Origin of the sequence: Nocardioides psychrotolerans, from assembly GCF_900113685.1 — a bacterium.
Lineage (GTDB): Bacteria > Actinomycetota > Actinomycetes > Propionibacteriales > Nocardioidaceae > Nocardioides > Nocardioides psychrotolerans.
In genome coordinates this window covers 16,449-34,502 of record NZ_FOQG01000008.1, presented here as the reverse complement: position 1 = coordinate 34,502, position 18,054 = coordinate 16,449, and the positions used below count along the sequence as shown (strand labels likewise).

Below are 18,054 nucleotides of genomic sequence, written 5' to 3'. Positions count from 1 at the left end.
TCAAACGAAGGACAAAAGCCATCGTGCTCGACGTGAACTTCTTCGACCAGCTCAAGATCGGCCTGGCCACCGCGGACGACATCCGTACGTGGAGCCATGGCGAGGTCAAGAAGCCGGAGACCATCAACTACCGCACGCTCAAGCCTGAGCGTGACGGTCTCTTCTGCGAGAAGATCTTCGGCCCCACCCGGGACTGGGAGTGCTACTGCGGCAAATACAAGCGCGTGCGCTTCAAGGGCATCATCTGCGAGCGCTGCGGCGTCGAGGTGACCCGCTCCAAGGTGCGCCGTGAGCGCATGGGCCACATCGAGCTCGCCGCTCCCGTGACCCACATCTGGTACTTCAAGGGTGTCCCTTCGCGACTGGGCTACCTGCTCGACCTGGCGCCGAAGGACCTCGAGAAGGTCATCTACTTCGCCGCCTACATGATCACCGCCGTCGACGAGGACTCCCGCCACCGCGACCTGTCCTCGCTCGAGGGCAAGGTCGGCCTGGAGCGGGAACGTCTCGAGAAGCGTCGCGACTCCACCCTCGAGGACCGCATGAAGAAGCTCGAGGAGGACATGGCGACCCTCGAGGCCGAGGGCGCCAAGGCCGACGCCCGCCGCAAGGTGCGTGACGGTGCCGAGCGCGAGATGAAGCAGGTCCGGGACCGTGCCCAGCGCGAGATCGACCGGCTCGACGAGGTGTGGAACACCTTCAAGTCCCTCAAGGTCCAGGACCTCATGGGCGATGAGCTGCTCTACCGCGAGATGAAGAACTGGTTCGGCAAGTACTTCGAGGGCCACATGGGCGCCATGGCGATCCAGAAGCGCCTGGAGTCCTTCGACATCGAGGCCGAGGTGGAGTCGCTGCGCGACACGATCGCCAACGGCAAGGGCCAGAAGAAGGTCCGCGCCCTCAAGCGACTCAAGGTCGTCGACGCGTTCCGCAAGACCGGCAACAAGCCCCAGGGCATGGTCCTGGATGCGGTCCCGGTCATCCCGCCGGACCTGCGGCCGATGGTCCAGCTCGACGGCGGCCGTTTCGCCACCTCCGACCTGAACGACCTCTACCGTCGCGTCATCAACCGCAACAACCGGCTCAAGCGACTGCTCGACCTGGGCGCGCCCGAGATCATCGTCAACAACGAGAAGCGGATGCTCCAGGAGGCCGTCGACTCGCTGTTCGACAACGGTCGTCGTGGTCGCCCCGTGACCGGTCCGGGCAACCGCCCGCTGAAGTCGCTCTCCGACATGCTCAAGGGCAAGCAGGGTCGCTTCCGCCAGAACCTGCTCGGCAAGCGCGTCGACTACTCGGGTCGTTCGGTCATCGTCTCGGGCCCCCAGCTCAAGCTGCACCAGTGCGGTCTGCCCAAGCAGATGGCGCTCGAGCTGTTCAAGCCGTTCGTGATGAAGCGCCTCGTCGATCTGTCGCACGCGCAGAACATCAAGTCGGCCAAGCGCATGGTCGAGCGTGCCCGTCCGGTCGTGTGGGACGTCCTCGAAGAGGTCATCACCGAGCACCCCGTGCTGCTCAACCGTGCGCCCACGCTGCACCGCCTCGGCATCCAGGCCTTCGAGCCCCAGCTGATCGAGGGCAAGGCCATCCAGATCCACCCGCTCGTCTGCACGGCGTTCAACGCCGACTTCGACGGTGACCAGATGGCGGTGCACCTGCCGCTGTCGGCCGAGGCCCAGGCCGAGGCTCGGATCCTGATGCTCTCGACCAACAACATCCTGAAGCCCTCTGACGGCCGTCCGGTGACCATGCCCACCCAGGACATGATCATCGGCCTGTTCTTCCTGACGACCGACCGTGAGGACGAGCCGGGCGCCGGTCGTGCGTTCTCCTCACCGGCCGAGGCGATCATGGCCTACGACAAGGGTGAGATCTCGGTCCAGAGCAAGGTCAAGATCCGCTTCAACGACATCGTCCCGCCGCTGGAGATGGACCTGGGCTCGGAGTGGGAGGAGGGCCAGTCGCTAACCGTCGACACCACGCTGGGTCGCGCCCTCTTCAACGACACGCTGCCGGCCGACTACCCCTTCGTGAACTACGAAGTGGGCAAGAAGGCCCTGGGCGCGATCGTCAACGACCTGGCGGAGCGCTACACCAAGGTCGAGGTCGCTGCCTCGCTCGACGCCCTCAAGGACACCGGCTTCGCCTGGGCCACCCGCTCCGGTGTCACGGTCTCGATCGACGACGTCACGACGCCGACCAACAAGATCGAGATCCTCTCGCGCTTCGAGGAGCAGGCCGCCAAGGTCCAGAAGCAGTTCGAGCGCGGTCTGGTCACCGACGACGAGCGTCGCCAGGAGCTCATCGAGATTTGGACGGAGGCCTCCAAGGAGGTCGGAGACGCGATGGAGGCCACCTTCGAGCGTTCCAACCCGATCTACATGATGGTCGACTCCGGCGCGTCCGGAAACATGAACCAGATCCGTCAGGTCGGCGCCATGCGTGGCCTGGTGGCCAACCCGAAGGGCGAGATCATCCCGCGCCCGATCAAGGCCAACTTCCGTGAGGGCCTCTCGGTGCTCGAGTACTTCATCTCGACCCACGGTGCCCGCAAGGGTCTGGCCGACACGGCGCTGCGCACCGCCGACTCGGGTTACCTGACCCGTCGCCTGGTGGACGTGTCGCAGGACGTCATCATCCGTGAGGACGACTGTGGCACCGAGCGTGGCCTGCCCAAGGTCATCGGTGTCAAGGGCGAGGACGGGGTCGTGCGCAAGGACGACAACGCCGAGACCTCGGCCTACGCCCGCTCGGCGTCCAGCGAGGTCACCCACCCCGAGACCGGCGACGTGCTGGTCGAGGCCGGCGGCGACCTCGGTGACGTCAAGATCGGTGAGCTCGTGGCAGCCGGCGTCGAGGTCGTCAAGGTGCGCTCCGTGCTGACCTGTGACGCCAAGACCGGCACCTGCGCCAAGTGCTACGGCCGCTCGCTGGCCACCGGCAAGCTGGTCGACATCGGTGAGGCGGTCGGCATCATCGCCGCCCAGTCGATCGGTGAGCCCGGCACGCAGCTGACCATGCGCACGTTCCACACCGGTGGTGTGGCCTCGGCCGACGACATCACGCAGGGCCTGCCCCGCGTGGTCGAGCTCTTCGAGGCCCGCTCGCCCAAGGGTCGGACCCCGATCTCGGAGTCCGCTGGTCGTGTGGAGATCGAGGACACCGACAAGTCCCGCAAGGTGCTCGTCACCCCGGACGACGGCTCGGAGGTGCAGGAGTACCCCGTGTCGAAGCGCTCGCGCCTCAACGTCGAGGACGGCGAGCACATCGAGGTCGGGCACCACCTGACGTCCGGTACGCCGGACCCCCAGGATGTGCTGCGCATCCTCGGCGTCCGCAAGGCGCAGGAGCACCTCGTGGACGAGGTCCAGGCTGTCTACCGCAGCCAGGGCGTGTCGATCCACGACAAGCACATCGAGATCATCGTGCGTCAGATGCTGCGTCGCGTCACGGTCATCGAGTCGGGCGAGACGAACCTGCTCCCCTCCGACCTGGTCGATCGCACCCGCTTCGAGGAGGAGAACCGTCGGGTCGTCTCCGAGGGCGGGAAGCCGGCCTCGGGTCGTCCGGTCCTCATGGGCATCACGAAGGCCTCGCTCGCGACCGAGTCGTGGCTGTCCGCTGCCTCCTTCCAGGAGACCACCCGCGTCCTCACCGACGCGGCCATCCACGGACGCTCCGACTCGCTGCGCGGCCTGAAGGAGAACGTGATCATCGGCAAGCTCATCCCGGCCGGCACCGGCCTGGAGCGCTACCGCAACATCCGGGTGGAGCCCACCGAGGAGGCGCGCGCCGCGGCCTACTCCGTCACGGGCTACGACTCCTACGACTACGAGTTCGGCAACGCCGGCTCCGGTCAGGCTGTTGCGCTGGACGACTTCGACTTCGGGTCCTACCAGAACTGAGCGCGAGCAGAGCAAGGCCCGCCCACGCTTGCGTGGGCGGGCCTTGCTGCGTCGAGATCCAGTGCGGATCGGGGGAGAGCCGCCTGCGACCGCCTGCGACATCGCGCCGACTCGGCGGACCTGATGCATCCCGGTTACCGCCTGAATGGGACAATCGGGGGGTGAGCAGCGCATCCGCCCAGACCGACGTGCTCGTCGTCGGCGCCGGCCCCGCCGGATCGGCCGCAGCAGCCTGGGCAGCCCGGGGTGGGGCCGAGGTCGTGCTGGCCGACGCGGCGGTGTTCCCGCGCGACAAGACCTGCGGCGACGGGCTCACGCCTCGCGCCACCGGCGAGCTGATGAAGCTCGGCCTGGAGGACTGGCTACGGGCCCACACGGTCAACCAGGGCCTGCGCGCCCACGGGTTCGGCCAGACCCTGCTGCTGCCGTGGCCGGGTGGCAACCTGCCCTCCTGGGGCAGCGCGGTGCCCCGCACGGAGCTCGACGACCATCTGCGCACCACCGCGATCAAGTCCGGCGCGACCGCGATCGACGGCGTCCGTGCCGTCGACGTACGACGCGAGGGCGATCGGGTTGCTGCTGTCGTCTTCGAGCGCGGTGGCCGCGACGGCGAACTCGTCGAGATCACCTGCCGCCGGCTCGTGGTGGCCGACGGCGTCCGCTCACCGCTAGGCAAGGTGCTGGGCCGCGAGTGGCACCGCGACACCGTCTACGGCGTGGCCGGTCGCGCCTACATGGACTCGACTCGCGCCGACGACCCCTGGATCAGCTCGCACCTGGAGCTGCGCGGCGAGGACGGCGGGATCCTCTCCGGCTACGGCTGGCTCTTCCCGTTGGGCGACGGTCAGGTCAACGTCGGCGTCGGCACGCTGGCGACCGCGAAGCGTCCTGCGAACATCGCGATCAAGCCCCTGATGTCCTTCTACGCCGACGAGCGTCGTGAGGAGTTCGGCCTGTCGGGCGAGCTGCGGATGCCGACGTCGGCGCTGCTGCCGATGGGCGGCGCCGTCTCGGGGGTCGCCGGCCGCAACTGGGCACTCATCGGCGATGCTGCCGGCTGCGTCAACCCGCTCAACGGGGAGGGCATCGACTACGGCCTCGAGACCGGGCGCTTCATCGCGCAGATGATGACCGAGACCGACGACCTCACCGAGTCGTGGCCGGCGATGCTGCGCGAGCACTACGGCGAGTCGTTCTCGGTCGCGCGCCGCTTGGCCGGGTTCGTCACCGTGCCCCGGCTGCTGCCCGCGCTGGGCCCGGCCGGCATGCGCTCCGATTGGTTGATGACGCTGGCGCTGCGCTGGATGGGCAACCTGGTGACCGACGAGGACCGCGACCGCTCCGCGCGGGTCTGGCGCTGGGCCGGTCGTCGCTCGCTGGCGCTCGACCACCGGCCGCCGTTCACGTGAGCGGGACGCGCGAGCCGTGGTACGCCGCCACGATCGCGCTCGGCAAGGTTGCGCTGCGCGCGCTGCAGGTCACCACGCGCTGGGAGGGTGACGAGCACGTCCCGGCCTCGGGTCCGGTGGTGCTGGCGGCCACCCACGTGTCCTTCCCCGACTTCGTCTTCATCGGCCGCTCCCTGCTCGACAGCGGCAGACGGGTTCGCTTCATGTGCCGTCACGAGATCTGGGACGCGCCGGTCGCCGGGCGCGCGATGGAGCGGATGGGCCACATCCCCGTCGACCGGCAGGCCCCAGCGGCGGCGTACCTCCAGGCGCGGCGGCTGCTGGGCGAGGGGGAGGCCGTGTGCGTGTTCCCCGAGGGAGGGATCTCTGCGGCCTACACGACCCGGGCCCTGATGCCCGGCGCGGTCGCCCTGGCACGTGAGTGCGGCGCGCCCCTGGTCCCCGTCTGGCTGTGGGGCAGCCATCGGCTGTGGCCCCAGAAGCGGTCCCTCGAGGACTCGTTGCCCCGGCCGGACCTGACCCGCGGGCGTCTGGTCGACGTGAGGTTCGGGGCGCCGATGCACGTGGCGCCGGACGCGGACCTCGTCGAGTCGACGCGTGAACTCGGGCGTCGGCTGCACCAGGGGCTCGAGACGTTGCAGCGCCTTCCCGAGCACCGGCCGCGCCCGGGGGAGCGTGCGCCGTGGTATCCCGCACACCTGGGCGGGCACGCGGTGGAGCGTGAGGCCTCGTTCCTGCTGGACGGAATGCCCCGGTCGGCCGTGTCGCCGACCTGGGGGCCGGGCGCCGCGGACCGGGGAGTCGTAGATTGACGCCCATGCGGGAGCAGATGCAGCGGGTCGCCGCCTATGCGGTGATCCTGCGTGACGGCGAGATCCTGCTCAGCCGGTTGGCGCCGCGCCTAGCCCGTGAGGAGCTGTGGACGCTGCCCGGTGGCGGGCTCGATCACGGCGAGGACCCGCGCCACGCGGTCGTGCGCGAGGTCTACGAGGAGACCGGGCTCGCGGTGACCATCGGCTCGACGGCGCACACCTTCTCCTTCCACCAGCCCGAGGCCTGGCGCAAGGGGCGCCGCGCCGACGCCCACAACCTGCGCATCGTCTACGACGGGTGGGTGCCGGTCGACGCGCCGCCCCCGCGCGTCGTGGAGGTCGACGGCTCGACCGTCGACGCGGCCTGGCACCCGGTCGCCGCCGTGCTGGCCGGCACGATCCCGACCGTGGGACTGGTCAAGGAAGCACTGGCGGCCCACGAGCCGGCCCGGCTCCAGCGCACGGCTGCCTACGCCCTGCTGGTGTGCGACGACGCGGTGTTGCTCACCCGGGTGTCCCCGCGCGGCTTCCACACCGGGCGGTGGGCGTTGCCCGGAGGTGGGATCGACCAAGGGGAGATGCCACGCGCCGCCGTGCTTCGCGAGGTGCGGGAGGAGACCGGTCTGACCTGCGTGGTCGGTGAGGTGCTCGCCGTCGACGACGAGCGGATCCGGGGGACCGCCCCCTCGGGGCGGGACGAGGAGTTCCATGCCATCGGGATCGTCTTCAGCGCCACCCTGCCCGACGGTGCCGACCTCGCCGACCTCGCGGTCGAGGAGGGCGGCACCACCGACGCCGCGGCCTGGGTGTCGCTGGCCGAGGTCGGGTCCGGTGCCGTGCCGGTCGTGCCCCTGGTGCGCGCCGCCCTCGCCGCACGGGAGGCGGTCACCGCGCGTAGTGGGCCGCCGCCACCTCGCACACGTTGAGCCGTGGGTCGGGGTTGTTGACGACGTCATAGCTCGACACCAGCAGCCAGCGCTCGGCCTCGCCCACCCGCAGGCGCAGGCGCAACGTCCCGTTGCGCGGCATCGGCACGGGGCCGAGCGTCGCCGGCACCGTCTCGCCCCAGGCATAGGTGCGGGTGGCGACGTGGTCCTCGACCCACCCCTCGCCGGTGACCCGCTCGACGTAGAGGTCGGCGTCGGGGGCGGCGGGCGTGATGCTGAGGGTCTGCGCGGCACCGGTGGGGTCGACCTCGTCGCGGCACTCCAGGGTGAGGTCGCCGAAGCCGGGGATCGAGGTGGTCTGGCGGTCGTGACCGACCGCGTCGGCCGAGCCGCGCCAGGTGATGCCCGCGCGGGTGTCGAGCTGTGTCGTGACGACGGCGTCGATGCGGCAGGAGCGGTAGTCGGCCGGGTGGCGGAATCCGTTCCAGAACCACGTGAGCTCGAAGGACGTGACGGGCTTGGGCGCGAATGCCGTGCCCGGCAGGTTGCGCCCCGGACGCTGGCTGATGATCCCGTTGATGGTGCCCGAGGAGTAGTTCTCGATGGGCGTGCGCTGGTTGAGGCCCTCGGCCGCGTAGTAGCCCGTGCCACCTGTGCCGTCGTCGAGGGCGTGGGCCCAGCGGTAGATCCGGGGTGTCTTCACCGCGACCACGTTGTGCTCGTTCTTCACCTCGAACTTCTGCAGCCACATCTGGGTCTCGAGGCCGCGGTCCTCGGTGTGCAGCCGGATCATCGTCGCGTTGCCCTTGCAGATGAGCGCGAGCTCCCCGATGCCCGGGACGACGGCGTTCTTGGAGTAGACCTTGCGCTGCGTCGAGGGGTCCCACGAGACCGTCAGGTGCTGCACCAGGCTGCGTGGGGTCGAGGAGCTGCGGACCGGCGACACTGCGGGGGCGTGGCGCTCCGCTGCGGCTCCCGGTGCGGCGAGCAGCCCGGGGGCCCCCACGAGCAGCAGGGCGAGCAGGGCCGGCAGCAGCCGGCGGACGGGTCCGCGCATGACGCTAGTACGGCGCGACGGCGAGCTCGCACAGGTTCAGCCGCGCGTTGCCGTTGTTGGTGACGTAGTAAGAGGAGGCGATGAATCGTCGCTCGATCCCACCGACGCTGAAGAAGAGACGCACCATCCCGTTGCGGGGCACCGGGATCGGCCCGACCTTGCCGGTCTCGGGGTCGAACCCCTTGGAGAACGGGTCGACGTGGTCGTCGACGTCGCCCTCGCCGGTCACGGTCTCGGCGTAGACGCTCGCGTTGTCGACGTCGGGGACCAGGCTGATCGACTGGATGCCGCCGCCGCCGTCGTCGTTGGTGCCGCAGCGCACGTTGAGCTGGCCGATCGAGGGCAGCCGGGACGACTGGAGCACGTTGTCGACCGCGTCGGCCTCCCCGTGCCAGTTGACGCCGAGGCGGGTCGGGAAGGTCGTCTTGAAGACCGCGTCGAACTGGCAGAAGCGATATTCCGCCGGGTGGTGGAAGCCGTTCCAGTACCAGTTGAGGCGGAACGACGTCACGGGCGCCATCGGTGCCCCTGCGGCGGGCTGGTGGCGGCCCGGTCGCTGGCTGATGATGCCGTCGACGTAGCCCGACGAGTAGTTCTCGATGGGGAAGACCTGGTTGAGGCCCTCGTGGGCGAAGGACCCGGTGCCGCCGGTGCCGTCGTCGAACGCGTGGGCGTAGCGGTAGATGCGCACCGTCTTGGTCGCCACCACGTTGCGCTGGTCCTTGACCTCGTGCTTGGCCAGCCACATCTGGGTCTCGGCCGAGCGGTCGGTCGCGAAGAGCCGGATCATGGTCGTGTTGGGCCTGCAGACCAGCGTGACCTCACCGATGCCGGGGATGGTCGCCGACGTGGTCTGGACCGGCTCCTTCCACCCGCCACTCCACTTGAGCGTGACCTTCTGCACCCGTCGTACGGCGGTGCTCGTCGCCCGTGCCGCCAGTCGCGGGGCCGGACCGGTCGAGGCGCTCCCGATGCGTGCGGTCTCGTCGCCACGAAGAGCTGCGGGGTCCGCGCCGGCCCACGCGGTCGTGGTCCCGACCGTCGCCAGGGCGGTCGTCAGGATTGCGACGACCAGGGTGGCGGCGCGGGACACGACGGTCATCGAGCCGGCTTCTCCTCGGGCTGCTGCGCAGGCGCCTGCGTGGTGATCTCTTCGTCGGGGCTGACCAGGATCACCGGGGTCTCGCCCTGCAACCAGCTGTTCTGGAGCGTGATGATGTTGCTCGGCAGCGCGACCAGACGGGCATCGGCGGCGAGCTTCTCCGACTGGTTGACGTAGAACGTCAGGAACTCGTTGACCTCGCGGCGCTGCAGCGACCGGGTGGTGGTCGTGATCAGCAGCTGGCGGGCGAGCGGGTACTCACCGCTGACGATCGTGCGCTGGCTGGGGAAGATGCAGTTGAGCTCCCCGTCGGGCATCGTGATCTCGAAGGGCCGCAGCTGGTCCTCGTAGAGCTCGTAGTAGCTGAACCGGAAGAACGCCACGTTGCCGCGGGTCCCATCGATGACCCGCTTGGCGTCGCGGGCCAGGCCGTAGAGCTCCAGCGCAGTAGCCCGGCGCTCCTCGACGCGGCTCTTGGCGGCCCGGGCTGCGTCTCGGGCGACGATGGCGTCAGCCAGGCGGCGCTGGTCGCGAGCCTTGTCCGCAGGCGACCGCTTGTCGCGGATCCCCTTCTCCACCTCAGCCTTGGCGGCCCTGACCTCGGCGGCCGCGTCCCGCAGGACCTGCCAGGCAACCGCGAGCTGGCTGTTGAGCTCGGTGCGCTTGCGGGCGCGCTCGGGGAACCGGTCGGCGAGCGCGTGTTCGCGGGTGTCGCCGACGACCCAGATCCGGGCGCCGTTGTCGGAGTCGAAGGCCTGGTAGTCGGACCGGAGGTTGGTCAAGCTCGGCTCCGGGGCGTCGAGGACGTAGCGGCCGAAGAACCCGAAGGCGTTGTTGTCCGGGGTCGGACCACCGGTCTCGAGGCGCACGTCGTCCAGCCCGAGCTGGGCCCAGCTGGTCACGGGCGAGCCGGCGCGGAAGATGTCCTGGACCTGCGCCGTGGTCAGGCAGTCGCCGCCGACGTCGGTCTCGGACTTGATGGCCAGCACGACGGCGTCGGCCGCCACCTGGAACTGCACGACGTCCAGCCCGACGGCGCGGCACGCGTCCCACTCGGCGCGGCTGATGGGACGCGAGGAGTCGACCAGGTCGATCTCGCCCGCGCACAGACGTTGGAAGGCCCGGTCCTCACCGGTCTCCGCGAAGGTGACGTCGGTGGTGCTCGCGTTGAACTCATAGCGCCTGGCCGCCTCGGCCGTCAGCGAACCGCTGGAGCCTTCGATGTCGACGACGCCTCCAGGACGGCTCGGCAGCTCGGCGTTGCGCTTGTTGATGAGCTCCTGCTCGTCGGTGTTCTGCCGGTAGCGGGCGGCCTCCTGCTGGGCGACGGTGTCGGTCGCCTCCGGCGTCTGGTCCGAGCAGGCGCTCAGGGCCAGCCCGACCGCCACCAGCAGACCGACGAGTGCCTGTGGTCGAAGGGTGCTGCGCATCACTGGGCTCCCTGGCTGGACGTGCTTCTGGTCGGGCTGGTGACGAGGCCGTTCTCGTCCACGCTGTCCTCCGGGGGGTACTCGTAGCGCTTGCCGAGCCTGACGACCTCGAAGTCGTCGAGGTGCAGCCCCTGGAGCTCGTTGCCGTTGAGGTACGTCGACGTGACGTCCCGCTGGGCGTAGAGGGTCGGGACCGCAGCCCGGTCGACGACGATCGCGCCGTAGGTGCGCAGGGCCGCGACGATGGCGTCGGCGTAGCGACGCTGCTGTGCGGTCATCTTGATCGGCTTCTGGGTCAGCGGGTCCACCGGGCGGGGCGGGACGACGTCGGCCTTGAGGCGGATCCGGGCGCCCTCGGGGATCGAGCGCTCGTTGCCGTTGCCGTCGGTCGAGGACGCGGGCTGGACGAACCAGTTGGCCGCGGGGCCGGGGAGGCTGATCGCCAGCGCGTGGTCGATCAGTCCGGCCTCGAGCTCGTCGGGGCTGATCAGCCCCGCGAACAGGGGCAGTCCGGACCCGCGCGCGCTGACCACCTGGGGCGCACCGAAGCCGGCTCCGTTGAGGTCCCACTCCCGCATGAAGTGGTAGGAGATGCTGCCGTCGGCCTCGCGGCGCGCGCGCCACAGGTCGTAGGCCACCGAGCTGTTGGTGTCGAAGATCGTGTACCACCCGTCGTAGCGCGGGTCGGGATCCACGTCGGCGGGGATGTCGAGCACCACCGTGTCGTCCCCGTCGCCGCACTTGACCTGGCGGCACACCACGTCCGTGGGCTCACCGCCGGCCACGACCGCCGTGGTCCAGGCCTCGGTGTTGATGTAGACGCCCTCGGAGATCTCCCGGTCGCACAGGCGCAGGGCGTTGCCGGCATCGGCCTCCTCGCAGACTCCGACCCGGATCTTGGCGAGCCGGATCATCTCAGCGGAGGCGGGGTCGAGCTCGTTGTCGTCGATCCGGTTGTTCCACGGGGACCTCTCGCTGAAGAACCGCTGCTCGGTGACGAGCGTGCCGCCCTCGCCGGTGACCGGGTCGATCGTGACCTCGGACCCGGGGACGGCGCTGGGGTCGCTGGTCGAGCGGCCGGACGGCGTCTCGTCGTCGCCGCCACAGCCGGCCAGGGCGAGCGCCCCCACCAAGGTGAGAGAGGTCAGGGCCTGGCGGCTTCGCCGACGGCGTCCGGGGACCTGGCTCGTCATGACGGCGAGGAGGGGTCGTGGGCCATGCTCGCCTCGGCGGCGGAGGTCTCGATGGACTCGGCGAACCGGGAGAAGGACGCGCTGATCTCGCCGAGGAGTTGGCCCTCGGCAGCGGAACCCGCGTCCCCGCCGGTGCGCATCCGGGCAGCCGTGATGATGGCGTGCGCCTCGCGCCGGGCATGCAGGCGGATCAGCTCGGCGTCGAGCTCCGCCTGAGCCGTCACCAGCTCGCAGCGGCGGGCGGTCTCGAGCTCGACGGCCTCGAGAAGACGCACGTGGGCGTCACCGGCGCGCTGCATGCGGTCGATGACGGTGGCGGCGATCTCCTCGACCGAGACGGCCAGGTGCGGCAGCTCCTTGGCCAGCGAGTCCGCCGGCGGCAGTGCAGCAAGGGATACGTCGACGGGCTTGATCTCGACGGCGACCGGCTCGGCCTCGACGGCGACGGGCTTGATCTCGACGACGACGGGCTCGGTCTCGACGACGACGGGCTCGGTCTCGACGACCGGCGCCGGGCGGGGCGAGGGGCGTCGTACGGGCCGGGCGGCGGGCGTCGTGAGGGCCTCGGGCTCGACTGGGGTGCCCTCCTCATCGGTCACGAGGGGCGCGGTGAAGTCGATGCGGCCGATGCGCTCGTCCGTGGTGCTCTTCGCCAGGATGTCGTCGATCGACGGCGGCGGCGTGATGGTCTGGCCCGGGTAGGTGGTCACTGGTCTGCCGCCTCGACGGGAGTGGTGGTGATGCCTTGTCCGGGGATGGACAGGGCGGCTGGGTCCTGGTCGCCGAGCGAGTCGGCGCCGCGACGGAAGCCGGAGGGCACGCTGACCAGGACGTAGCGCTCCGTGCGGTAGGCCTCGGTGAGGAAGGCGTTGCTGCCGTCGACGGCGTCCTCGTAGAGGTTGCTGAGCAGGTCAGCGGAGGAGTTGGTCGAGAGCAGCATGTAGTCGACGTGCGCCGCGGGGTCCTTGGCCGCCGCGAGCCAGGGGCCGTCGGACTTGTCCACGCGGTCGAAGAACAGCGCCGGGTCACCGGTGAGGAGGATGACCGCCGACGTCTGCGCGTTGTCGGTGAGGATCGAGCTGTTGAGGGTCACGTTGTCCTTGATCCACCTCGCCATCGCCTGCTCGGAGACATAGCCGACGGTGGAGCCGTCCGGCGTGGTGGCCCCCTCCTGCGACTGGCGGGTCGAGACCGCTGCAGCGAACGTGGACTCCAGGCCCTGGTACTTGTAGGTCTTCATCGCCTGGAAGGTCCACGGGATGCTGATGATCAGCCCGGCCACCAGCAGGGCGCTCACGAGCGTGGCGCCCTCCCCTGCGGAGCGGGCCAGCCAGATCGCGCCGATCATCGAGAACAGCAGGATCGGCAGGGCATTGCGCATGACCATCGGCGAGTCGGTGATCTTGAGGGCGACCGAGAGCGCCGGGACGATGATCGAGAGGAAGAGGATCACCGCGAGCCACAGCGCGAGCCCGTTGCGACGGGCGATGCCGGCGAAGACCAGTGCCGGGAGCACGACGATCGCGATCGGTGCGCCGTAGAGGACCAACCGCCCGGTGTACTCCAGCAGCTCGACGGCCGAGAAGCTCTCCAGCCCGCCCGAGGAGGCTGAGTCACTGCTGGCCGTGATCCAGTTGAAGGGCTTGAGCACCAGGATCAGGTTGAAGGCCGACCACAGCGCGATCACGTAGACCGTCGGGGCGGCGAACCCCACCGTGGTGCCCTCGATCTCGGTGCCGTCAGCGCCGAGCCGGGCGAGGATCGCCCCGACCATGATGGCGCTGACCACGAACCACAGCAGGCTGCTGTAGCCCGAGAGTGCGGCGATGGCGAAGGCCAGGCCCGCGATCATCACGAAGCGGATGTCGGCGGTGACGTACCACGCGAAGAGCGCGCCCAGGGCGGCCACCACGAAGGTCAGCCACATGAAGTGGCGGGCCCCGCTGGCGGCGTACAGGGCGACGAGCGGGTTGAGCCCGAAGGCGACCAGGACGACGACCCGCAGCGGGGCGAGGACCTGCGCGCGGCGCATCATCGTGTTGAAGGTGACCATCGTGAAGGCGGCGAAGACGGCTGAGGCCAGGGGCACCACGATGAGCGAGCTGGCCAGCGCGGGGACGACCGTCAGCGGCGAGATCAGCAGGATCGTCAGCGGCGGGTAGTCGAAGCCGACCGAGGAGAGCTTGGGCGGGTCGTTGTGCCAGATCATCAGGGCCCGGTTGAACCGGTCGAGGGTCTCGAAGCCCACCACGTGCATGTCGACGACGAGCCAGTAGCCGAACCAGGCGTAGGCGACCAGGAACAGTCCGAACACCAGGGCGCTCTCCCACCAGCGGCGGGGGATGTCGTCCGGACGACGGCCGACCGACTGGACGACCCCGGACAGACGCTCGCGGTTGGTGACGACCTCGACCGTGGTGACCGTGGTGACGGTGGGCTCGGGCTGGCTCAGCTGGGCGGTCATGACGACCCCTCGTCGAGGCCGTGCTCGGTCTTCTCCCAGTAGAAGGGGTTGGTGAAGAGCTGGATGAAGCCCTTCCAGGCCGCCCAGCTCATCAAGCCCCAGTAGAGCGGCGAGAGCAGGGCGGTGCGGGTGATGCCGAACTCTCCGCGCTGGAGGCTGCCGGCGACGTTGAGGTAGACGAAGATGAAGTTGCCGATGAAGAGCATCGCGCTCGCGGCGTAGAACACGATGCCCGGGAAGAGCTGCTCGATGAAGCCCCACTGGGTGAGGACGTAGAGCGTGGTGAGCCCCCAGAAGATCGGGTTCATCAGCAGGACGAACGCCGAGCCCATGGTCAGGTTGAAGCTCATGAAGCCACGCAGGCCGGTCTGCGAGAGCAGGCCGATCGGATTGCGCATGTGGACCAGCCAGGTCTGGTAGTAGCCCTTGTTCCAGCGCGAGCGCTGGCGGATCCAGTTGCCGACGTTGGAGTTGGCCTCCTCCAGCGTGGTGGAGTCGATCATCGCCGTGCGGTAGCCCTCGCGGTGCAGGCGGATGCCCAGGTCGGCGTCCTCGGTGACGTTGAACGGGTCCCAGGCGCCGAGCTCACGCAGGGTCGAGGTGATGAAGTGGTTGGACGTGCCGCCCAGCGGGATCGGCGACTCCGCGGCGCCCATCGCGGGCAGCACCAGCTCGAAGTGCATCGAGTACTCGTTGGCGAACCAGGCGGTCAGCAGGTTCTGGTCCTGGTTGAAGTGGTTGAGCTTGGCCTGGATGCACACGACGTTGGACGGCACGTGGTCGAAGGCGAGGAGGGCCTTCTTCAGCTGGTCCGGGTCGGGGCGGTCCTCGGCGTCGAAGATGACGCAGTAGGCGCCCGTGGAGAGCTGCAGCCCGTAGTTGCAGGCCTTGGGCTTGGTCTTGGGCAGGCTGTCGGGGACGACCACGAGGTGGAAGTGCGGCGGCAGCTGCAGGGAGACGATCTTGTCGATGGTCTCGTCGTCGTCCTCCTCGCAGAGCAGCTTCACGTCGAGACGGGTGCGCGGGTAGTCCAGCGCGTTGATGTCGCGCACCAGCCGCTGCACGATGCCCGCCTCCTTGTAGAGGGGGACGAGGATCGTGTAGACGGGCAGGTGCCGCTCGTCTATCGCGGCGATCTCGGCATCGGTCACGTCCGTCTCCAGGTGCGTGCCGAGGGCGCGAAGCGTGAGGCGGAACTTGTAGACCGACACGATCAGGTAGATGAAGCTGCAGAAGCCGACGATCCCGATCAGGGTGTTGACCGGCCAGATGACCCCGCACAGCACGAGTGCGACGACCGTCATGACCAGCACGGCCTTCTGGGTGCCGGTGATGACGACGTGGGCCGACGACTCGGGCCGGCTCTCCATCAGGCCGCGGGTCGAGATCTCGGCGTAGTGCACGCTGTGGACCTGCTGGATGAGCTGGTCGAGCTCGGTGCGGTTGGCGAGGAGCTGACGGAACGACGATCCCAGGGCCGCCTGGACCTCGGTGACGTCGTCGTCGGCCAGCGGACGCGCCACCGCGAGCAGGACGACATCCTCGCTCTCGGCGACCGGGATGGCCTGGAGTCGGAGGGCGAGGGGCTCAGGCAGGCGCCGGGCCACCTTGAGGTCGGGCTCGAAGTCGCCCAGACCGACGCGCTGCAGCTGGTGCAGCTCGGACAGCGCGGCGACCAGCACGTCCTCGGAGATCGCCTGGTGGGAGACCAGGATGTCGCCGAGCGGGTCGCCCGTGCGGGCGTACTCCAACATTGCGCGCCGCAGCTGCTCTGCCGTGACCAGCCCGCTGCGGGTGAGCATCTGGGCCATCTGCATCCGCGCCCGACGGGCCTCGGGGGTCTCGACCTCGGACTCGACGGGAGGGTAGGCCTCGTCGATCGCAGCCACGATCTCGTTGACGGTGTGGCGCACCAGCAGCACGGGTCGGTCGACGCGCTCGGCGACGACCTGCTCGGTGATGGCGTCCTCGGCGTCGGCCGCAGCGACCAGCACGCTGCCGTCCACCACGGCGTACGGAAGGACCCGGAAGGTGCGACAGATCCCCTCGGGGATGAGGTGGCGAACGTCGGCATCGACGCCGTCGCCGATGCGCGTCGTGGTGCGGGTCTGGGAGGTCGTCACTGGGCGCCCGCTCCGAAGCCCTGTGCGGCCTGGCCGGAGCCGGCCGGGGAACCCGGGCCGGAGGACGTGGTGCGGTTCGCGCGCGGGCGCATCACGGTGTAGGCGAGGAAGGCCAGCAGCAGCGCGATGAGGGGGGCGATCAGGAAGGCCAGGAACACGACGGCGAAGATGATCAGCGTCAGCAGGACACCGACGGTGGCGGCTCCGACCGACTTCCCGGCGGGTCGTGACGCTGACGTTTGAACGGTCATGTGCGCACTCCCCCTGGATATCACCGACGCGCGCTGTGCCCCATGGCGTCGGAGTGTTCCCGGCTATCGTCTCGAACTCGCTCCTACGCCGGACCCACGACGGGGTAACAGTTGTCTGTTACCGAGAGGGCTGCGACCAGCCCTTTGTGTAGAACTCGTGAAGAATGACTGCACCTGTTCGCCGTACGGCGTGGGGGTGCGCCCACTTCCACGGATGAGTGACAACGGGTCGTTGTCGTGGGCCGCCCACGCCCACAACAGCACGCCGACGTGGTGGCGCCTGGCCCAGGTGAGGTACGGCGCCAGGTCGCGACCGCGCGGGTCCCCGGGACGCAGGTCGGTGGTCACCACGGGCACCAGGTCGGCGAGCGGCGCGACGACGGCGTCCCAGCACCGGACGTCTGCGCAGGAGCCTGCACCGTCCACGTGGAACGCCGCGACGAGCTGGTCGTCGTCGGGCGCGAGCTCTCTCCAGTGGGTGAGGTCGGTGCCGTCGTCGAGCCCCGGGAGCAGGATCGGCTGTCGGGCGCCGGCGTCGCGGATGGTCCGCACGATGCGGTCCATGCCCTGCGCGGGGAAGGTCAGGCCTCCGTTGGTCGGGGTCTCACCGTCCTCGACGGGCGCCTCGCAGCCGCCGTCGCGCCAGCAGAGCCAGCTCGGGTCGAAGACGCGACGACCGGCTGTGTCCGTGCGCGACCCGGGTGAGTCGAAGGCCTCGAAGATGACCGAGGGGTGGTCGCGGAAGGCGGTGGCCACCGACGACCAGAACACCAGCGACTCGGAGTCGGGCATCGCCAGGCTGCCGTACTCGTCGGCCCCCATGCGCTTGCGGCTGTGCAGGTCGAGGACGACCACCAGACCGGCCCGGTTGAGGGTGTCGACGAACCCGCCGACGGCGGAGCGGTAGTCGCGCACCGTGCGCTCGTCCTGGGCGTCGCTGACTGGCGCGCCACGTGTCCCGAGCCAGCAGTCCTGGTTGAGGGGGAGGCGCACGGTCGTGGCACCCCAGGACGCCATCGCCTCGGCCTCCCGAGCGGCCGGGTCGGCGCCGGGCAGCAGGTCGAGCGTGGAGAGTCCCCAGCCCTGGGCGCAGGCATACTCGAAGCTGCTCCAGGTGACACCTCGAGGCACGAACTCACGGCCGGTGCGGCTGTCGACGAGACGCTGCTGGGCCACGACGGGGCGGGGTGCGGGGACACCCACGGCGTCCCGGCCGGCGCCGGTGTCGGCCAGGGTGAGTGCTGCGGCACCACCACCGAGACCGAGCAGGAGAACGGCGGGCAGTAGCCAGCGCCACGCGCGCCGTGCACCTGTCGCTCGTGTCGGGACGTGCCCGGGCGACGCCAGCGTCATGGAAAGCCCCTCTCTCCGCGTGCATGGTAGGCCGCGACGCTCGGTTGATGGGGCCTCTTGGATATCTT

General features: G+C 69.6%; 13 protein-coding genes. 4 read left to right on the top strand and 9 right to left on the bottom strand.

All coding sequences use genetic code 11. The features are described from left to right. Positions 1-23 precede the first annotated feature (23 nt). The 4 genes from BM204_RS11275 (at position 24) to BM204_RS11260 (ending at position 7,052) form a co-directional block, all read left to right on the top strand. Complete coding sequence (locus BM204_RS11275; RefSeq protein WP_091113275.1) at positions 24-3,905, top strand: DNA-directed RNA polymerase subunit beta'; 3,882 nt, start codon at positions 24-26, stop codon at positions 3,903-3,905. A gap of 161 nt (positions 3,906-4,066) precedes the next feature. Next, complete coding sequence (locus BM204_RS11270) at positions 4,067-5,314, top strand: geranylgeranyl reductase family protein (RefSeq protein WP_091113272.1); 1,248 nt, start codon at positions 4,067-4,069, stop codon at positions 5,312-5,314. Next, entirely contained in the window at positions 5,311-6,126 is an 816-nt protein-coding gene (locus BM204_RS11265; protein ID WP_170259178.1) for a lysophospholipid acyltransferase family protein, read from the top strand. The genes BM204_RS11270 and BM204_RS11265 overlap by 4 nt, the downstream gene beginning before the upstream one ends. Before the next feature lie 5 nt (positions 6,127-6,131). Further along, complete coding sequence (locus tag BM204_RS11260; protein WP_091113267.1) at positions 6,132-7,052, top strand: NUDIX hydrolase; 921 nt, start codon at positions 6,132-6,134, stop codon at positions 7,050-7,052. Here BM204_RS11260 and BM204_RS11255 read toward each other — a convergent pair. The 9 genes from BM204_RS11255 to BM204_RS11215 all read right to left on the bottom strand — a co-directional run bounded on the left by BM204_RS11255 (position 7,012) and on the right by BM204_RS11215 (position 17,986). Continuing rightward, positions 7,012-8,070 (bottom strand): hypothetical protein, encoded by a 1,059-nt coding sequence (locus BM204_RS11255; RefSeq protein ID WP_091113264.1) that lies wholly within the window; start codon positions 8,068-8,070, stop codon positions 7,012-7,014. The genes BM204_RS11260 and BM204_RS11255 overlap by 41 nt on opposite strands. A 4-nt stretch (positions 8,071-8,074) precedes the next feature. Further along, entirely contained in the window at positions 8,075-9,172 is a 1,098-nt protein-coding gene (locus BM204_RS11250; RefSeq protein WP_091113262.1) for a hypothetical protein, read from the bottom strand. Further along, positions 9,169-10,602, bottom strand: coding sequence for a substrate-binding domain-containing protein (locus BM204_RS11245; protein ID WP_091113260.1), 1,434 nt, complete (start codon positions 10,600-10,602; stop codon positions 9,169-9,171). Before BM204_RS11245 ends, BM204_RS11250 begins: the two co-directional genes overlap by 4 nt. Then, a complete protein-coding gene (locus BM204_RS11240) occupies positions 10,602-11,795 on the bottom strand; it encodes a hypothetical protein (protein WP_091113258.1) in 1,194 nt (397 codons plus the stop codon). The genes BM204_RS11245 and BM204_RS11240 overlap by 1 nt, the downstream gene beginning before the upstream one ends. Beyond that, the gene (locus BM204_RS11235) at positions 11,792-12,505 is read right to left on the bottom strand and encodes a hypothetical protein (protein ID WP_091113256.1); all 714 of its coding nucleotides are present in this window, start codon (positions 12,503-12,505) and stop codon (positions 11,792-11,794) included. Before BM204_RS11235 ends, BM204_RS11240 begins: the two co-directional genes overlap by 4 nt. Then, positions 12,502-14,259 (bottom strand): hypothetical protein, encoded by a 1,758-nt coding sequence (locus tag BM204_RS11230; RefSeq protein WP_091113254.1) that lies wholly within the window; start codon positions 14,257-14,259, stop codon positions 12,502-12,504. Before BM204_RS11230 ends, BM204_RS11235 begins: the two co-directional genes overlap by 4 nt. Further along, positions 14,256-16,382 carry a glycosyltransferase gene (locus BM204_RS11225; protein WP_091113253.1) on the bottom strand — a complete coding sequence of 709 codons (2,127 nt, stop codon included), beginning with the start codon at positions 16,380-16,382 and terminating at the stop codon, positions 14,256-14,258. Before BM204_RS11225 ends, BM204_RS11230 begins: the two co-directional genes overlap by 4 nt. After that, positions 16,379-16,633 (bottom strand): hypothetical protein, encoded by a 255-nt coding sequence (locus BM204_RS11220; protein WP_091113250.1) that lies wholly within the window; start codon positions 16,631-16,633, stop codon positions 16,379-16,381. The genes BM204_RS11225 and BM204_RS11220 overlap by 4 nt, the downstream gene beginning before the upstream one ends. Before the next feature lie 63 nt (positions 16,634-16,696). Further along, positions 16,697-17,986, bottom strand: coding sequence for a cellulase family glycosylhydrolase (locus BM204_RS11215; protein ID WP_091113249.1), 1,290 nt, complete (start codon positions 17,984-17,986; stop codon positions 16,697-16,699). Positions 17,987-18,054 lie beyond the last annotated feature (68 nt).

What these genes read in the sequence shown, in the direction of transcription:
- BM204_RS11260 (WP_091113267.1), top strand. Translation starts at nt 6,132, where the DNA reads ATGCGGGAGCAGATGCAGCGGGTCGCCGCCTATGCGGTGATCCTGCGT.
- BM204_RS11255 (WP_091113264.1), bottom strand. Translation starts at nt 8,070, where the DNA reads ATGCGCGGACCCGTCCGCCGGCTGCTGCCGGCCCTGCTCGCCCTGCTG.
- BM204_RS11250 (WP_091113262.1), bottom strand. Translation starts at nt 9,172, where the DNA reads ATGACCGTCGTGTCCCGCGCCGCCACCCTGGTCGTCGCAATCCTGACG.
- BM204_RS11245 (WP_091113260.1), bottom strand. Translation starts at nt 10,602, where the DNA reads ATGCGCAGCACCCTTCGACCACAGGCACTCGTCGGTCTGCTGGTGGCG.
- BM204_RS11240 (WP_091113258.1), bottom strand. Translation starts at nt 11,795, where the DNA reads ATGACGAGCCAGGTCCCCGGACGCCGTCGGCGAAGCCGCCAGGCCCTG.
- BM204_RS11230 (WP_091113254.1), bottom strand. Translation starts at nt 14,259, where the DNA reads ATGACCGCCCAGCTGAGCCAGCCCGAGCCCACCGTCACCACGGTCACC.
- BM204_RS11220 (WP_091113250.1), bottom strand. Translation starts at nt 16,633, where the DNA reads ATGACCGTTCAAACGTCAGCGTCACGACCCGCCGGGAAGTCGGTCGGA.
- BM204_RS11215 (WP_091113249.1), bottom strand. Translation starts at nt 17,986, where the DNA reads ATGACGCTGGCGTCGCCCGGGCACGTCCCGACACGAGCGACAGGTGCA.